This window comes from Rhodococcus sp. AG1013, assembly GCF_003350365.1.
GTDB lineage: Bacteria > Actinomycetota > Actinomycetes > Mycobacteriales > Mycobacteriaceae > Prescottella.
The window spans coordinates 129,062-143,429 of sequence record NZ_QQAT01000013.1 but is presented as its reverse complement, the minus strand read 5'-3'; the positions used below and the strand labels follow the sequence as shown (position 1 = coordinate 143,429).

Below are 14,368 nucleotides of genomic sequence, written 5' to 3'. Positions count from 1 at the left end.
GCCTACAGGCGGCCCTGGGGTGAGCTAGAGGTGAACCCGGGACGGGTTTGGGGGACCGCTGCTCGGCGGATCCGCGGCGCGAGGGTCGGCATCGCGGCCGGTGTGACTGCGGTCGCAGCGATGTCACCGTGATGGACCCGGTAGCCTGGATAACTGTGCATCCTGACGTTTCCGCTGACCTCAACGAGCTCGACACCACTCTGACCACGGTCGAGAAGGTTCTCGACGTCGAGGAGCTGCGCCGCCGCATCGACGAACTCGAACACCAGGCGTCCGATCCGGAGCTGTGGAACGACCAGGAACACGCGCAGAAGGTGACGAGCCAGCTGTCGCACGCCCAGGCGGAGCTGCGCCGCGTGGAGGAACTGCGCTCGCGCCTCGACGACATGGCCGTGCTCTACGAGCTCGCCGAGGAGGAGGGCCCCGACGCGGTCGCCGACGTCCACGTCGAGCGGGCGACCCTGCGCGCCGACATCGAGGCGATGGAAGTCAAGACCATGCTCTCGGGCGAGTACGACCAGCGTGACGCGCTCGTCAACATCCGCGCCGGCGCCGGCGGCGTCGACGCCGCGGACTGGGCCGAGATGCTCATGCGCATGTACATCCGCTGGGCCGAGAAGCGTGGCTACGGCGTCGAGGTCTACGACACCTCCTACGCCGAAGAGGCCGGCATCAAGAGCGCCACCTTCGCGGTGAAGGCGCCCTACAGCTACGGCACCCTGTCGATCGAGATGGGCACGCACCGTCTCGTCCGTATCAGCCCGTTCGACAACCAGGGCCGCCGCCAGACCTCGTTCGCCGAGGTCGAGGTGCTGCCCGTCGTCGAGACCACCGACCACATCGACATCGACGAGAACGACGTCCGCGTCGACGTGTACCGCTCGTCCGGCCCGGGTGGCCAGTCGGTCAACACCACGGACTCGGCGGTGCGCCTGACACACGTCCCCACCGGCATCGTCGTCACGTGTCAGAACGAGAAGTCGCAGCTGCAGAACAAGGTGTCCGCGATGCGGGTGCTGCAGGCCAAGCTGCTCGAGCGCAAGCGGCAGGAGGAGCGCGCCGAGATGGACGCGCTCAAGGGCGACGGCGGCAGCTCGTGGGGCAACCAGATGCGCTCGTACGTGCTGCACCCGTACCAGATGGTCAAGGACCTGCGCACCGAGTACGAGGTCAACAACCCGTCGGCAGTGCTCGACGGTGAAATCGACGGATTCATCGAGGCCGGCATCCGCTGGCGGATGAGCGAAACCCAAGCCTAGGACGTATGCAGACCACAACCCTCGCACTGACCTTCACCCCATACGTCCAACTGCGTGCATGGCTCGAAGTCACCGGACTTCCCATTGCGCTGACGGTTCTGGGTGCGCTGATCGTCGCCCGTTTCGTGAACTGGGCCGGCGGTCGGATCACTCAGCAGATCGACGACAACTACCAGCAGGGCGACGCCCTGGTCCGTTCCGAGGCCACCAAGCACCGGCACTCGGTGGCGCAGGTCATCACGTGGGTGGTCATCACGATGATCTACGTGATCGCGACGGTGAAGGTGCTCGGTCTGCTCGGCCTGCCCATCGGCAGCCTCGTGGCTCCGGCGACGGTGCTCGGTGCCGCACTCGGCTTCGGCGCGCAGCGTGTGGTCCAGGACATCCTCGCCGGGTTCTTCATCATCACCGAGCGTCAGTACGGTTTCGGTGACACAGTGCAGATCGCCATCACCGGGTCGTCCACGGACGCAGAGGGTGTGATCGAGGACGTCACCCTGCGGGTGACCCGGATGCGCAACGCCGACGGCGAAGTCATCACCGTTCCCAACGGGCAGATCGTCAAGGCGGTCAACCTCTCGAAGGACTGGGCGCGCGCGGTGGTGGACGTGCCGATCCCCGCGACCGCCGACATCAACCACGTCAACGACATCCTGCACCGCGTCGGTGTCGACGCGTACGAGGACAAGGGCCTGCGCCCGCTGCTGCTCGACACCCCGTCGGTGATGGGAGTCGAGAGCCTCGCGGTGGATCAGGTGAGCATCCGGATGGTGGCCCGCACACTGCCCGGCAAGCAGTTCCAGGTCGGCCGGGCGCTGCGTGTGCGCGTCGTGACGGCGCTGCGACGCGCCGGTATCACCGTCGCGGCCGAACTCGAGAACGACGCGGTGGGAGGTGGCGACGAATGAGCCCGCAGGAGAAGGTGTCGCTGCTGTGGAAGCGGATTCCGCGCAAGCTGTTCGGCGGCCGCATGCGCACCACGACCGTGGCCATGTGCGTGCTCTGGCTGGGTCTGGCGATGCTCAACGCCCAGGTCAATCAGGAGACCGACGCCTCGACGCACGGCACGCAGCCGGCCGTCAGTACCGGGGATCCGGCCTTGCCGGCGGATGAGCGGCAGAGCGAGAGTCCGTCGACGCCGCCGCAAAGCTCCACTCAGCCGTCGTCGTCGGAGAGCGCCACGCCGTCGTCGTCGCCCGCGTCGGAGACGAGCCGCAGTGGGCAGCAGTCGAGCACGCCGACCACGACGCCGGGCGCCGGCAGTGGCACGACCACGTCGGGGACGTCGCAGCAGACGACGACCACGCCTCCACCTGCTCCGCAGCTGTCGCAGGAACCCGAGTCGGGCCCGTCCGACGAGGTGACGACTACGGCGCCGACGCCGCAGGGCTGACACGCGCGGATCGGTGCGCGTCGTTACCCAAGGTCACTGTTCGATAACGGCTAGACTGACTTCCCGTGATCAGCGTCAAGGATGTCTCCAAGTTCTACAAGGCCTCCACCAGGCCCGCCCTGGACAAGGTGAACGTCGAGATCGACAAGGGCGAGTTCGTGTTCCTGATCGGGCCGTCGGGCTCGGGCAAGAGCACGTTCATGCAGCTCCTCCTCAAGGAGGAGACCCCCAGCTCGGGGGACATCTACGTCGCCGACTTCCACGTCAACAAGCTGTCGGGTCGACGGGTGCCGAAGCTGCGGCAGAGCGTCGGCTACGTCTTCCAGGACTTCCGGCTGCTGCAGAACAAGACGGTGTCGCAGAACGTCGCGTTCGCGCTCGAGGTGATCGGCAAGTCGCGCTCGATGATCGAGCGCACCGTCCCCGAGGTCCTCGACCTGGTCGGACTGTCCGGCAAGGCCGATCGCCTGCCGAACGAGCTGTCCGGCGGTGAGCAGCAGCGCGTCGCGATCGCCCGCGCGTTCGTGAACCGTCCACTGGTCCTGCTCGCCGACGAGCCCACCGGCAACCTCGACCCCGACACCAGCGCCGACATCATGCTGCTACTCGAGCGGATCAATCGCACCGGCACCACCGTGCTCATGGCCACGCACGACCACCACATCGTCGACTCGATGCGCCGCCGCGTCGTCGAGCTCGATCTCGGCAAGGTGGTGCGCGACGAAGCGAGAGGCGTGTACGCCGTCGGCCGCTAGGCCCGCGACGGCACCCGCCCACCGATCCTCTCGAACAGACGACTCAAGGACTGCGATTCCCCGATGCGTGCCAGTTTCATTTTCAGCGAGGTCCTGACCGGCCTGCGCCGCAACCTCACGATGACCGTCGCGATGATCCTGACCACCGCGATCTCGCTCGGACTGTTCGGCGGCGGTCTGCTGGTCGTGCAGATGGCCGACAAGACCCAGCAGATCTTCCTGGACCGCGTCGAGGTGCAGCTGTTCCTCACCGACGACATCTCCGCGTCCGACCCGGATTGTGCGGCGGACATCTGCCGCGGCATCCGCAGCGATCTCGAGAACACCGATTCGGTGGTCTCGGTGCAGTACCTCAACCGCGACGACGCCGTCGCCGACGCCACCGACCGGGTGTTCAAGGACAACCCGGAACTGGCGTCCCTGGTGAGCCCGGAGAGCTTCCCGGCCTCGTTCAAGGTCAAGCTCAGCGATGCGGAGCGCTTCGGTGTCATCAACGACGAGTTCGCGGCGCGTCCCGGCATCGAGAGCATCCTCAATCAGCGGGAGCTGGTCGACCGCCTGTTCAGCGTCCTCGGCGGTGTCCGCAACGCGGCGTTCGCGATCGCCGTCGTGCAGGCCATCGCCGCGATCTTCCTGATCGCCAACATGGTTCAGGTCGCCGCGCTGACCCGCCGCACAGAGGTCGGCATCATGCGTCTGGTCGGCGCCACCCGCTGGTACACGCAGCTGCCGTTCCTGCTCGAGGCCGTGGTCGCCTCGCTGATCGGTTCGGTCCTGGCGATCGCCGGGCTGTTCACCGCGAAGAACATGTTCATCGACGACGTCCTCGGCGACATCTACGACGCCAATATCGTGGCCCGGATCTCCAACAGTGACGTGCTGCTGGTGTCGCCGTTCGTGGTGATCGTCGGTGCCGGCATGGCCGCGATCACCGCGTACATCGCACTGCGCCTGTACGTCCGGGAGTAGTGCGGCGTTATCGGCTTGCGCAAGCTCCTATGCTGGAGCGGTACGAAGAGTGACGGCGGAACGAGGACTGTGAGGGCCCGCACGTGAAAGAGAAGGGCCGCAAGGTCATCGCGACCAACCGCAAGGCGCGACACAACTACACCATCATCGACACCTACGAGGCCGGCGTCGCACTGCTGGGTACCGAGGTGAAGAGCTTGCGCGAGGGCAAGGCCTCCCTGGTGGACGCCTTCGCCACCGTCGACGACGGCGAGGTGTGGCTGCGCGCACTGCACATCCCGGAGTACACGCAGGGCACGTGGACCAACCACTCGCCCCGGCGCACCCGCAAGCTGCTGCTGCACAAGCGCGAGATCGAGCATCTGGTGGGCAAGACCCGCGAGGGCAACCAGACGCTGGTGCCGCTGTCGATGTACTTCTCCGACGGCAAGGTCAAGGTCGAGCTGGCGCTCGCGAAGGGCAAACAGGACTACGACAAGCGTCAGGATCTGGCGCGCCGCACCGCCGAACGCGAGGTGACGCGCGAGCTCGGGCGCCGCGTCAAGGGCATGCGCTGACCGAGTTCCCGGTGAACTGACGACGGTGGCCGCCTCCCGAACGGGAGGCGGCCACCGTTGCTTCTATGTCTGCCCTACTTCGCGACGCGCTCCCACATCTGCAGGTACGCCTCGGCGCCGCGGGACATGTCGTCCATGAACTGCGCACCGTCGTCGCCGGCATACACGCGCATGTCCTCGATCCAGTCGGGGATCATGCCGTACTGCGCCAGACCGTCGGTGTTGAAGTCGAACACGCGGGTGCCGGCTCGCTGCTGATTCATCACCGTGCCGCCGTCGAACGTAGTGTAGGGGTACTCGACCCCGCGCGTGCCGTCCTTGTGCGGCGCCGGCTGCGAACCGAAGCCGTTGGTGTCGGCACCGTAGCCGTAGCCGAAGTAGTAGTCGTCGTCGCGTCCCTGCCGCGCATCTCGCCACTCCTTGACGAAGTTCTCCGACGGCCCCGCGTACGACGCCACGAACCCGCCGAGCTTGTAGATCCGCGGGTAGTTCGACGCGTCGGTCCACCCGTGGCTCGACACCACGCCGGAATACTTCGCCTCTTCGAGGATCCGCAGCGCCGAGTCGGCGGTCTTGACGCCCATGTGGTCGATGTCGACGATCATGCCGCGCTGCATCATCGCGCGGATCGCGTGCTCGCCGAGCGGACTCAGATCCCGCGCGTTGCAGACGTCACCCTCTGGGTACACGGGCAGCGTGACCCCCGGCGGCAGTGACTTCGCCAACTCCACGACGTTGTCGCCGACGTTGCCGATCGGGTTGTCGGTCGCGACTCCGGTGCACTGCTCGGCCTTCCAGAACTCGCCGGTGCCCAGGAAGTTGCCGATGTTGACCGCGGTGCCGGTCAGTCCCTCGTCGAAGCGCACTCCGCCGAACGCGTTGTCGAACTTGTGGGTCAGGATCACCTGCCGCACGCCCATCGCGTACAGCTCGTCGAGGCCGGCGTCGATGTCCTGCTCGGTGCACTGCGGGACGCCGCCCGACAGCCCGCAGCCGAACGGCTCGGAGATCTCCATCCCGAGTGTGACGGCGAGCTTGCCCGACGCCGCCACCTCGCGGGCCTGCTGCGGGGAGCTGACGATCCGGAACCAACCACGGCCCGGTCCGCCGTACTGCGCGTCGACGTAGTCCTGGATCTCGTGGGCCTGCCGGGCCTCGATCCGGACCGTCTCCATTTCGTCGCACGGGTTGCTGCGCAGCGGATACAGCTCACACAGCACGCGATTCGAGACGAGCAGGTTCGTGAAGATCCGCAGCCCGCCGCGCCACGCGCGCTCCACCCAGCGGTAGTACGTCTGCTCGTGGGTCATCGAGTCGTACGACGGGACGTCGGCGAAGCTCGGCCACATCGTCGTGTCGTGCGACTCGAACGGGTTGCCGTGGGAGAGCACGTTCTCGAGCAGCGCGGGCAGCCCGTCCGGCTTGTGGTCCTCGCAATCCTGCAGCGCGACGGCGACGCCCAGCGGGGAGTACGGCTCGCCGCAGCGGATGCTGCCGCCGATGAATTCGTTGGCGTTCATGTGGACGTGCGCGTCGATGAACCCCCGTACCTCGCCGTCCGCTGTCGCTCCGACGGGCATCCCGGTGGCGTTCACCTCCGCCTCGGGGAAGTCGGCGCAGCCGTCGGCGGCCGCGAGACGGAAGCGTCCCGCCTCGGGGTCGGCGCCGGGATCGGTGATGGTCAGGCGACCGTCGGACCGGCCCACGCTCAACTGCTTGCCGGTGGTGACGGCCGTGGCGGTGTAGGCGCCGTCGGTGAACGTCAGTGCCCAGTCGGCGGCCGGAGTGGCCTGCGGCGACGCGAAGACCCGGCCGGACTCGCCGGCGAGCATCGCGGTGTCGGCGCCGAAGAACAGGAACCGGCCCAGCTGCGCGGCCTGCATCCGGAAGCGGGACGCGGAGTCGACGTCGGCGCCGGTGCGGAAGCCGTCGCCGTCCCGCGTGACGAATCCGGGGGACACGTCGGAGGTGAGCGTGTAGCAACCGCCCGCGAGTCCGTAGACGGGATCGGTGGGCGGTCCGGGTTCGGTCGGGTTCGGCGACAACGGGACCGACACCGCTGCCGCGGCGCCGGCGACGGTGAATGCCACGGCAGCAGCGAGAAGCGGTAATGCCCTCCGTCGAACGAATCTGAATCGAGTTTTCATCGGCGGAGGTCCCCTCACGAGCGCAGGCGTCAGCTATCTGGCGAGCAGGCTAGGGGAACCTGAACGACCGTCCAGGTGTTTCGGCGAACGAATCTCGAGGGATGGACATATACGATTCGCGACCTGGCGTAAACGGTTCTGCCGGGGTCAGCAGTTGCTCGGAGCGGGCAGGCCGGCGAAGCGATCCTTCAGATACATGAAGGCTTCGGGCAGGCCGACGACGGCGTTCGTCATGTGTTCGGCGATGGGGTAGGCGTGGAACTCGAGCGTCGCACCGGCCTTGCAGTACCGGTCGGCGGTCGCGGCCACGGACCGGAACGGCGTGAGCTCGTCGGACGCGCCGTGCCACATGAACACCGGCGCGGTCGGCACGCCCGGGAAGTCGACGAGACTGTTCTCACGCATCACCGCGCGCACGTCCTCGTCCTGGATCAGGCTTGTGGACTTCGCGACCTCGCTGACGCTGTGCAGCAGGCCCTTCGCGATGATCAGGGTGCGGCACTCGTCCTTGAGTTCGTCGCGCAGCGCGATCCCGGCGGGGCTGAGCTGGGAGCCGAGCGGGAGACGATCCGGGTACTCCCGCTCGAGACCCACCGCCGCGGCGAAGCCGAGACCGAAGCCGGGGTGCCGGTCGGCCAGGCCCAGCCCCACGGCCATCTCCTCGATGCTCGCCGGAACGCCGCCCTGTGCGACACCCGCAAGTTTCACGTCCGGGGCGTATGTGGGGTTGAGGGCTGCGGCCCAGGCCGTGGCCATGCCGCCGCCGGAGTATCCGGCGAGGGCGACCGGGCTGCCGCCCAGGCGCAGCTCGGGCAGGCGCTTGACGGCGCGAACCCCGTCGAGCGTGATCATGCCGCCGAGCTTGGCCGCGCCGTACGCACTGTCGGGGCCCAGGTGATCGGGAATGGCGAGCGCCCACCCCATTGCGAGCGCCAGGGGAATGCCGAACGCGTCCTTGATCTCGCCGGTGAACAGGGCCGCAGACGGCGCGCATCGCAACCCCAGGGAGTTGACGATCGCCTGATACGACAGGACCGGCATGTCGGCGGGTGCGCCCACCGGCTTGATCACCGTGGTCACCGCCGGGATGGGTCGACCGGCCGAGTTGGTCGACCGGTACTTGATCTGCCACACCTCGGTGCCGGGCAGGATCCACGTGTCCGCGCGCCGGCTCTCGAGGACGTCGCCCGGCGCCTTCGACGCAATGTCGGGTGGGGCGGCGTAGAAGGGGTCGCTGTACGGGGTGGGGTAGGCGGGCTCCGCGCCTGCCGAGGCTGGTGACGCGAGGGTGCCCACCACCACGGCCGCGATCGCGAGCGTGGCAGCGGACATCAATCGACGTGCGAACGAACTCATACCCTGTTTCCCCCGTACGAGTAGCGAGTGGCGAACGTCACTCGACCGGCCGTCTCGGGGCACGACATTAACGGAACGAGGCGACCCGGAACGGGGAAATGCGCAGATGGGGTGATCTGTCGTGGGGGTGCCGGGGAGTGGTTCGAACCGGTCGGCGATAATTGGGATGATTCGCGCGTCCGCGCGGGTTAAAGTAAGTAGCCCCGCGAGAGACGCGGGGACGTACGGGGCTGAACGGTTTCGACTGCGTACGTTGAGTCAGGGGAAGCGTGTCGGTGCAGGCAAGAGACCACCGTAAGCGTCGCTGCAAACCAATAAGCGCCGATTCCAATCAGCGCGACTACGCCCTCGCTGCCTAAGTAGCGACTGCGTGTCTGTCAGACCGGGTGTGCCCTCGCCCCGGACCCTGGCATCAGCTAGAGGGCTCTACCGTTCCACTCGGTCGCGGAGTGGGGCGGGACATCCAACAGCGACTGGGATCGTCATCACGGCTTGTTCGCGAGACCGGGAGATCCAAGTAGAGACATAGCGAACTGCACACGGAGAAGCCCTGGCAAAGCGGCGGAGGACCCGGGTTCGATTCCCGGCAGCTCCACCAAACGGGCCCGGTCAGAAGGTAATCGCCTTCCGACCGGGCCCTTTTGCTGTCTCGGCGGTGGGGTCAAGCGGGGGGCCGTCCGTGTTCCTCCGGGACTGCCGCGGACGCGTGTACCGGCGGCCGGGCCCAGGACGGATCGACGACCCGGCGCATGAGCTGATACCCGTAGTGGGTGTCGAGTCCGGGACGCACGACGACGAGGTCGAGGTGGCGGCCGCCTCGCCCGTAGACGCGCAGAACGTTGCCCGGCTGGCCCGTCTCGGGGCCGGTGATCTCGACGCCGTCGTCGATGTCGATTCGCCGCTGCATCATGCTGACGGAGTTCCAGCCGAATCGGATGCTCGCGACGGCGCCGAGACTCGGGGTGAGTTTGGTGATCAGATCGTGCAGTTCGGCCGTGAGGTTCCGAGTGCGCGGCCACCAGACCCCGTCGACGTCGCGCGGTCCGCCCGTCCGCAGAAGCAGTCGCGGGGTTCGGGTCGGTGTCGGGAACGGCTGTCCGTCCTCGGGGGAAGCCGCGGTACGTTTCAGGTCCGAGCGGGTAGAAGTGTGCGTCACATGACGCTCCTGGTGTGGCCGCGAATCGGCCGCTAATTTCCAATCGCGGCCCGTGTGAGCAGAACGCTCGACGTGAAGTGCTGCGCGATACCTCAACGCTACACGCTGGGCTGTGGACCGGATCGTGGTCGATTTCGTTCTGGACCAATCGCGACGCCTGTCGCCTCCGAATGCCTCGTGACAGCAGGACAGCGGCGGAGGGACGGGTGGTCGTGACAGGTAGCGGCGAGAGACGGCGGATTGCGGTGGTCGGTGCAGGTGTGGCCGGGCTGACCGCGTCCTGGGTGATGGCGAAGGACGCGGACGTCACGCTCTACGAGGCGGACGGACGCCTCGGTGGCCACGCGGACACTCATCGGGTGCGTACACCGGTGGGTGACGGTCTGGCGGTGGACACCGGTTTCATCGTCCACAACGACCGCACCTACCCGACCCTGCTTCGCCTGTTCGCCGAACTCGATGTGCCGACGCAGGACTCGGACATGAGCATGTCGGTGCGCTGCGACGGCTGCGGGCTCGAGTACTCGGGCGGCCAGGGCCTGCGCGGGCTGGCGCCCACCGTGTCGACTCTGCTGCGCGGGGAGTACGTGCGGATGCTGCTCGAGGTCAAGCGCTTCCACCGCCGGGCATCCGCCCTGCTGGAGGACGGGGACGCCGACGAGATCACGCTCGGTGACTTCCTCGCGACCGGAGGCTTCGCTCCCTACTTCGTCGCGCACTTCATGACGCCGCTCGTGTCGGCAGTGTGGTCGTGCGACCCGCAGACCGCGCTGCAGTATCCGGCCCGCTACCTGTTCACGTTCCTCGACCACCACGGAATGCTCGGTGTCGGAGGTTCGCCCACCTGGCGGACCGTGCGCGGTGGCAGCGCCGAATACGTGCGCCGCATCGCCGACCACATCGACGACGTGCGGGTCTCGACGCCCGTGCGGGCCGTACACCGGCACGCGGATCATGTCGAGATCCGCGACGACGCAGACCGGCTGCGCCGGTTCGACGCGGTGGTGGTCGCCACCCACCCGCTGCAGGCGCTGAAGATGCTCGCGGCGCCCACTCCGCTGCAGCACGAGGTGCTGGGCGCGATGCCGTATTCGGTCAACCACACCCAGTTGCACACCGACCAATCGGTGTTGCCGCGCAGGTCGCGGGCCCGCGCGTCGTGGAACTACCGGATCCCCTTCTGCGCCGCGCGGCCCGAGCAGGTGCTGGTGAGCTACGACATGACGCGGCTGCAGCAACTGCCCGACACCGGCGAGCGCTACCTGGTGACGTTGGGCGGCAAGGACGTCGTCGATCCGGACCTGGTGCTCGACACCATGGTCTACGAGCACCCGCAGTACACGCCTGCCTCGCTCGCCGCGCAGCGCCGGCTGCCCGAGCTGAGCGACCACGTCGTGGCGTTCGCCGGCGCCTACCACGGCTGGGGCTTTCACGAGGACGGCGCGCTGTCCGGACTGCGCGCCGCGGAGAGTGTCGGAGGGCGCTGGACATGACCACACAGTCGATTCCCGAGACGCCGGCGATCTACCGGACCGTGATCAGACACGTACGAACCGCCCCGCTGCACAACGTCTTCCGCTATCGCAGCTACAGCTGGCTGGTCGACGTCGACAACCTGCCGCGCCTTCCGCACCTTCCGAGGCTGCTGGCGCCGCTCGCCGGATTCGCGTCCTCCGACCACCTCGGCGATCTGTCGCGGACCCTGCGGCAGAACGTCGATGCCTTCCTCGCCGCGCACGGGATCGACCTGGACGGCGGAAAGGTGCTGCTGCTCAGCAACGCTCGAGTGTTCGGATACGTGTTCAATCCGCTCAGCGTGTTCTGGTGCCACGGCGCGGACGGCCGACCGGTCTGCGTGATCGCCGAGGTGCACAACACCTACGGTGAGCGGCACTGCTACCTGCTGCGGCCGGACAGCGCGGGGGCCGCGCGTGCCACCAAGGAGTTCTACGTCTCGCCGTTCAACGACGTCGACGGTGAGTACCGGATGACCCTGCCGGTCCCGGGCGCCGCGCTACGGCTGGTCATCTCCCTCGAGCGTGAGGGGCAGTCGCCGTTCGTGGCGACCGTGATCGGCGAACGGCGGGACGCGACGACGCGCGAGGTCCTCCGGGCGGCGCTCGCGGTGCCGCTGGCCCCGTTGCGGGTGGCCGCGCAGATCCGTTGGCAGGGAATCCGCTTGTGGGCGAGGGGGCTGCCGATACGCCCTCGGCCCGTGCATCAGCGACAGGAGGCAGTGTGATGACCGCGACCACGATCGGGGCCACGACCCGGAGTTCGATCTCGCCCGACTCGACCACGGGCCGCTGCATGTGGGGAGATCTGCACCGGGTGCCGAGCGGGCCGCGAGCGCAGGCCGCCGGCCGGATCGCCGACGGGTTGTTCCGGCACGCCGTCTCGCGACTGCCTGTCCGGGTCGAGTTCCCCGACGGCCGCGTCCTGGGCGATCCCGCCGCGCCGGATGCGCCGGTCATGCTCGTGCACCGGCCGCGTGACTTCACGGCGCGGGTGGGTCGGAGTGGACTGATCGGCTTCGGCGAGGCGTACATGGCCGGTGACTGGTCGGCACCCGACCTCACCGCGGTGCTCGAGGTGTTCGCGGCCCGCGCCGCGACGCTGATCCCGGGCCCATTGCAGCGCCTGCGGGGCATGGTGATTCCGAAGCCGCCGGGCAGCGAGAAGAACACCACCCGCAACACCCGCTCGAACATCTCGCGCCACTACGACCTGTCGAACGAGTTGTTCGGGTTGTTCCTCGACGACACGCTGACCTATTCCAGTGCGCTGTTCGGACGCGACGAGACCGTCCCGTCGTGGGACGACCTGGTCGCGGCCCAGCACCGCAAGATCGACCACCTGCTCGACGGTGCGGGTGTGCGCGAGGGCAGCCGGGTGCTCGAGATCGGCACGGGCTGGGGCGAACTCGCGATCCGGGCGGCCGCCCGCGGCGCGACCGTTCGATCGGTGACGTTGTCCACCGAGCAGCAGGACCTGGCGTGCAAGCGGATCGCCGAGGCCGGATACGCCGACCGGGTACAGGTGGATCTGCTGGACTACCGGCGGGTCGACGGCCGGTACGACGCGGTGGTGTCGGTGGAGATGATCGAGGCCGTGGGGCACCAGTTCTGGGGCACCTACTTCCGCACCCTCGATCGGGTGCTGGCGCCCGGTGGACGAGTCGCGATCCAGGCGATCACGATGCCGCACGACCGGATGCTCGCCACCCGCAACACCTACACCTGGGTGCACAAGTACATCTTCCCCGGCGGATTCCTGCCATCCGTCCGGGCGATCGAGGAGATCACCGAACATCAGACGAACCTGCGCGTGCGGCAACGGTTGTCGATGGGCGACCACTACGCGCGGACGCTGCGGCTGTGGGACGAGCGGTTCGCCGAGCACGCGGACGACGTCGCCGCGCTCGGATTCGACGACGTCTTCCGCCGGATGTGGCACTTCTACCTCTGCTACTCGGAGGCCGGGTTCCGCTCGGGCTACCTCGACGTGCAGCAGATCGTCCTCGACCGGAGGGATGCGTGATGACGACGACCGGGCCGGGGGAGACCGTCGGACTTGTCGAGGCCGCGGGCCTCGAGGTGGGGAACGTGCGGACGGAATGGGCGGCGCGATGAATGGTCTCGAGATGAACGGTTTCGATTGGGGCGGTTTCGCGCTCGTCACCATCACGAGTGTGATCGCGATCGTCATCCTCATGGTGGTCACCGCCGCCTTCGGGTTCCGGCGGGCCCGGCACAATGTGGTCGACGTGTCCTGGGGTGTCGGCTTCGTCCTCGTCGCGCTGGTTGCGGCGGCATTCGGCGACGGCGACGAGTGGCGACGCTGGCTGCTCGCCGGCCTCGTTGCGGTGTGGGGACTGCGGCTCGCGATACACATGGAGCGGCGCTCGCGCGGGCACGGAGAGGACCCGCGCTATGAAAAGCTCCTCGACGACGCCGGCGGGAACCGGACGCTCACCGCGATCCGCAAGATCTACATCACGCAGGGCATCGCGCTCTGGTTCGTCTCTCTGCCCGTTCAGGTCGCCGCCGTCACGCACGGGCCCTGCGGGGTGCTGACCGTACTGGGCGTGATCGTGTGGACGGTCGGGGTCGTGTTCGAATCCGTCGGGGACGCACAGATGTCGGCGTTCAAGGCGGACCCGGCGAATCGCGGCACGATCATGGACCGCGGCCTGTGGGGCTGGACTCGTCATCCGAACTACTTCGGCGACGCGTGCGTGTGGTGGGGGATCTTCCTCGTCGCCGCGCAGACGTGGCCCGGCGTTCTCACGATCCTCTCGCCGCTGGCGATGACGTACTTCCTGGTCTTCGCGACCGGTGCGCGCCTGCTCGAGCAGCACATGGCCGAGCGGCCCGGGTACCGTGACTACCAGCAGCGCACCAGCTATTTCGTGCCGTTGCCGCCGCGTGGATGATCGGGTAGCGCGCGCTGCATGATGATCGTGTCGAGGGACGTCTCGTGTTCGAACCCCACGCCGAGCAGCCGTCCGGCAACCTCGAACTCGCGCCTGCGGTGCAGGTGGCACGAGCCGGAGTCGGGCGCGCCGGTCTCCGACGTCAGCACCGCGATCACCTCGCGGATGCCGAGGCGGGCGCATTCGGCGAGCGTCCGGTCGAGCAGCGCACCGCCGAGCCGTCGACCGGTGGCCCACGGCGCCAGATAGATCGATTCCTCGACGCAGTACCGGTACGCCGACCGCGTCTTCCAGGGTGCGACGCGGGGCACTTCCCGGCGTACGCCCCCAACTCGCACGAG

The 14,368-nt window shown here is 68.0% G+C and carries 14 protein-coding genes and 1 other RNA gene; 11 read left to right on the top strand and 4 right to left on the bottom strand.

Annotated elements, in window-relative coordinates:
• Positions 1 to 155: 155 nt before the first annotated feature.
• The 6 genes from prfB to smpB all read left to right on the top strand — a co-directional run bounded on the left by prfB (position 156) and on the right by smpB (position 4,933).
• Positions 156 to 1,259 (top strand): peptide chain release factor 2, encoded by a 1,104-nt coding sequence (prfB, locus tag DEU38_RS17085; protein WP_114722582.1) that lies wholly within the window; start codon positions 156 to 158, stop codon positions 1,257 to 1,259.
• Between the two features lie 5 nt (positions 1,260 to 1,264).
• Positions 1,265 to 2,167 (top strand): mechanosensitive ion channel family protein, encoded by a 903-nt coding sequence (locus DEU38_RS17080; protein WP_114722581.1) that lies wholly within the window; start codon positions 1,265 to 1,267, stop codon positions 2,165 to 2,167.
• Positions 2,164 to 2,652 carry a hypothetical protein gene (locus tag DEU38_RS17075; RefSeq protein WP_114722580.1) on the top strand — a complete coding sequence of 163 codons (489 nt, stop codon included), beginning with the start codon at positions 2,164 to 2,166 and terminating at the stop codon, positions 2,650 to 2,652. Before DEU38_RS17080 ends, DEU38_RS17075 begins: the two co-directional genes overlap by 4 nt.
• Positions 2,653 to 2,717: 65 nt before the next feature.
• Positions 2,718 to 3,407, top strand: coding sequence for a cell division ATP-binding protein FtsE (gene ftsE / locus DEU38_RS17070; RefSeq protein ID WP_114722579.1), 690 nt, complete (start codon positions 2,718 to 2,720; stop codon positions 3,405 to 3,407).
• Positions 3,408 to 3,470: 63 nt separating this feature from the next.
• Positions 3,471 to 4,376 (top strand): permease-like cell division protein FtsX, encoded by a 906-nt coding sequence (gene ftsX / locus DEU38_RS17065; RefSeq protein WP_114722578.1) that lies wholly within the window; start codon positions 3,471 to 3,473, stop codon positions 4,374 to 4,376.
• An 83-nt stretch (positions 4,377 to 4,459) separates the two neighbouring features.
• Positions 4,460 to 4,933 (top strand): SsrA-binding protein SmpB, encoded by a 474-nt coding sequence (gene smpB, locus DEU38_RS17060; RefSeq protein ID WP_114722577.1) that lies wholly within the window; start codon positions 4,460 to 4,462, stop codon positions 4,931 to 4,933.
• Between the two features lie 74 nt (positions 4,934 to 5,007).
• Here the strand turns inward: smpB and DEU38_RS17055 are convergent, their stop codons facing one another.
• Positions 5,008 to 7,023, bottom strand: a complete 2,016-nt coding sequence (locus tag DEU38_RS17055; RefSeq protein ID WP_258557962.1) for a peptidase — start codon at positions 7,021 to 7,023, stop codon at positions 5,008 to 5,010.
• A 204-nt stretch (positions 7,024 to 7,227) separates the two neighbouring features.
• Positions 7,228 to 8,436: a lipase family protein gene (locus DEU38_RS17050; protein WP_114722575.1), complete on the bottom strand. Its 1,209-nt coding sequence runs from the start codon at positions 8,434 to 8,436 to the stop codon at positions 7,228 to 7,230.
• A gap of 226 nt (positions 8,437 to 8,662) precedes the next feature.
• On the opposite strand from DEU38_RS17050, the gene ssrA reads away from it, so the two are divergent.
• Positions 8,663 to 9,034, top strand: a transfer-messenger RNA (tmRNA) gene (gene ssrA / locus DEU38_RS17045).
• Between the two features lie 63 nt (positions 9,035 to 9,097).
• Here the strand turns inward: ssrA and DEU38_RS17040 are convergent.
• The gene (locus DEU38_RS17040) at positions 9,098 to 9,592 is read right to left on the bottom strand and encodes a DUF5994 family protein (RefSeq protein ID WP_181818821.1); all 495 of its coding nucleotides are present in this window, start codon (positions 9,590 to 9,592) and stop codon (positions 9,098 to 9,100) included.
• Positions 9,593 to 9,762: 170 nt separating this feature from the next.
• On the opposite strand from DEU38_RS17040, the gene DEU38_RS17035 reads away from it, so the two are divergent.
• From DEU38_RS17035 to DEU38_RS17020, 4 genes are all read left to right on the top strand, one after another.
• Positions 9,763 to 11,085: an NAD(P)/FAD-dependent oxidoreductase gene (locus DEU38_RS17035; protein ID WP_174911793.1), complete on the top strand. Its 1,323-nt coding sequence runs from the start codon at positions 9,763 to 9,765 to the stop codon at positions 11,083 to 11,085.
• Positions 11,082 to 11,834 (top strand): DUF1365 domain-containing protein, encoded by a 753-nt coding sequence (locus tag DEU38_RS17030; RefSeq protein ID WP_114722574.1) that lies wholly within the window; start codon positions 11,082 to 11,084, stop codon positions 11,832 to 11,834. The genes DEU38_RS17035 and DEU38_RS17030 overlap by 4 nt, the downstream gene beginning before the upstream one ends.
• 68 nt (positions 11,835 to 11,902) lie before the next feature.
• Complete coding sequence (locus DEU38_RS17025) at positions 11,903 to 13,132, top strand: cyclopropane-fatty-acyl-phospholipid synthase family protein (RefSeq protein WP_258557965.1); 1,230 nt, start codon at positions 11,903 to 11,905, stop codon at positions 13,130 to 13,132.
• A 103-nt stretch (positions 13,133 to 13,235) separates the two neighbouring features.
• On the top strand, positions 13,236 to 14,027 hold the full coding sequence (locus DEU38_RS17020; protein ID WP_114722619.1) for a DUF1295 domain-containing protein: 792 nt from the start codon (positions 13,236 to 13,238) through the stop codon (positions 14,025 to 14,027).
• Here DEU38_RS17020 and DEU38_RS28860 read toward each other — a convergent pair.
• On the bottom strand, positions 13,997 to 14,338 hold the full coding sequence (locus DEU38_RS28860) for a GNAT family N-acetyltransferase (protein ID WP_220181930.1): 342 nt from the start codon (positions 14,336 to 14,338) through the stop codon (positions 13,997 to 13,999). The genes DEU38_RS17020 and DEU38_RS28860 overlap by 31 nt on opposite strands.
• Between the last annotated feature and the right edge of the window lie 30 nt (positions 14,339 to 14,368).

What these genes read in the sequence shown, in the direction of transcription:
- DEU38_RS17080 (WP_114722581.1), top strand. Translation starts at nt 1,265, where the DNA reads ATGCAGACCACAACCCTCGCACTGACCTTCACCCCATACGTCCAACTG.
- DEU38_RS17075 (WP_114722580.1), top strand. Translation starts at nt 2,164, where the DNA reads ATGAGCCCGCAGGAGAAGGTGTCGCTGCTGTGGAAGCGGATTCCGCGC.
- ftsX (WP_114722578.1), top strand. Translation starts at nt 3,471, where the DNA reads ATGCGTGCCAGTTTCATTTTCAGCGAGGTCCTGACCGGCCTGCGCCGC.
- DEU38_RS17050 (WP_114722575.1), bottom strand. Translation starts at nt 8,436, where the DNA reads ATGAGTTCGTTCGCACGTCGATTGATGTCCGCTGCCACGCTCGCGATC.
- DEU38_RS17035 (WP_174911793.1), top strand. Translation starts at nt 9,763, where the DNA reads ATGCCTCGTGACAGCAGGACAGCGGCGGAGGGACGGGTGGTCGTGACA.
- DEU38_RS17030 (WP_114722574.1), top strand. Translation starts at nt 11,082, where the DNA reads ATGACCACACAGTCGATTCCCGAGACGCCGGCGATCTACCGGACCGTG.
- DEU38_RS17025 (WP_258557965.1), top strand. Translation starts at nt 11,903, where the DNA reads ATGTGGGGAGATCTGCACCGGGTGCCGAGCGGGCCGCGAGCGCAGGCC.
- DEU38_RS17020 (WP_114722619.1), top strand. Translation starts at nt 13,236, where the DNA reads ATGAACGGTTTCGATTGGGGCGGTTTCGCGCTCGTCACCATCACGAGT.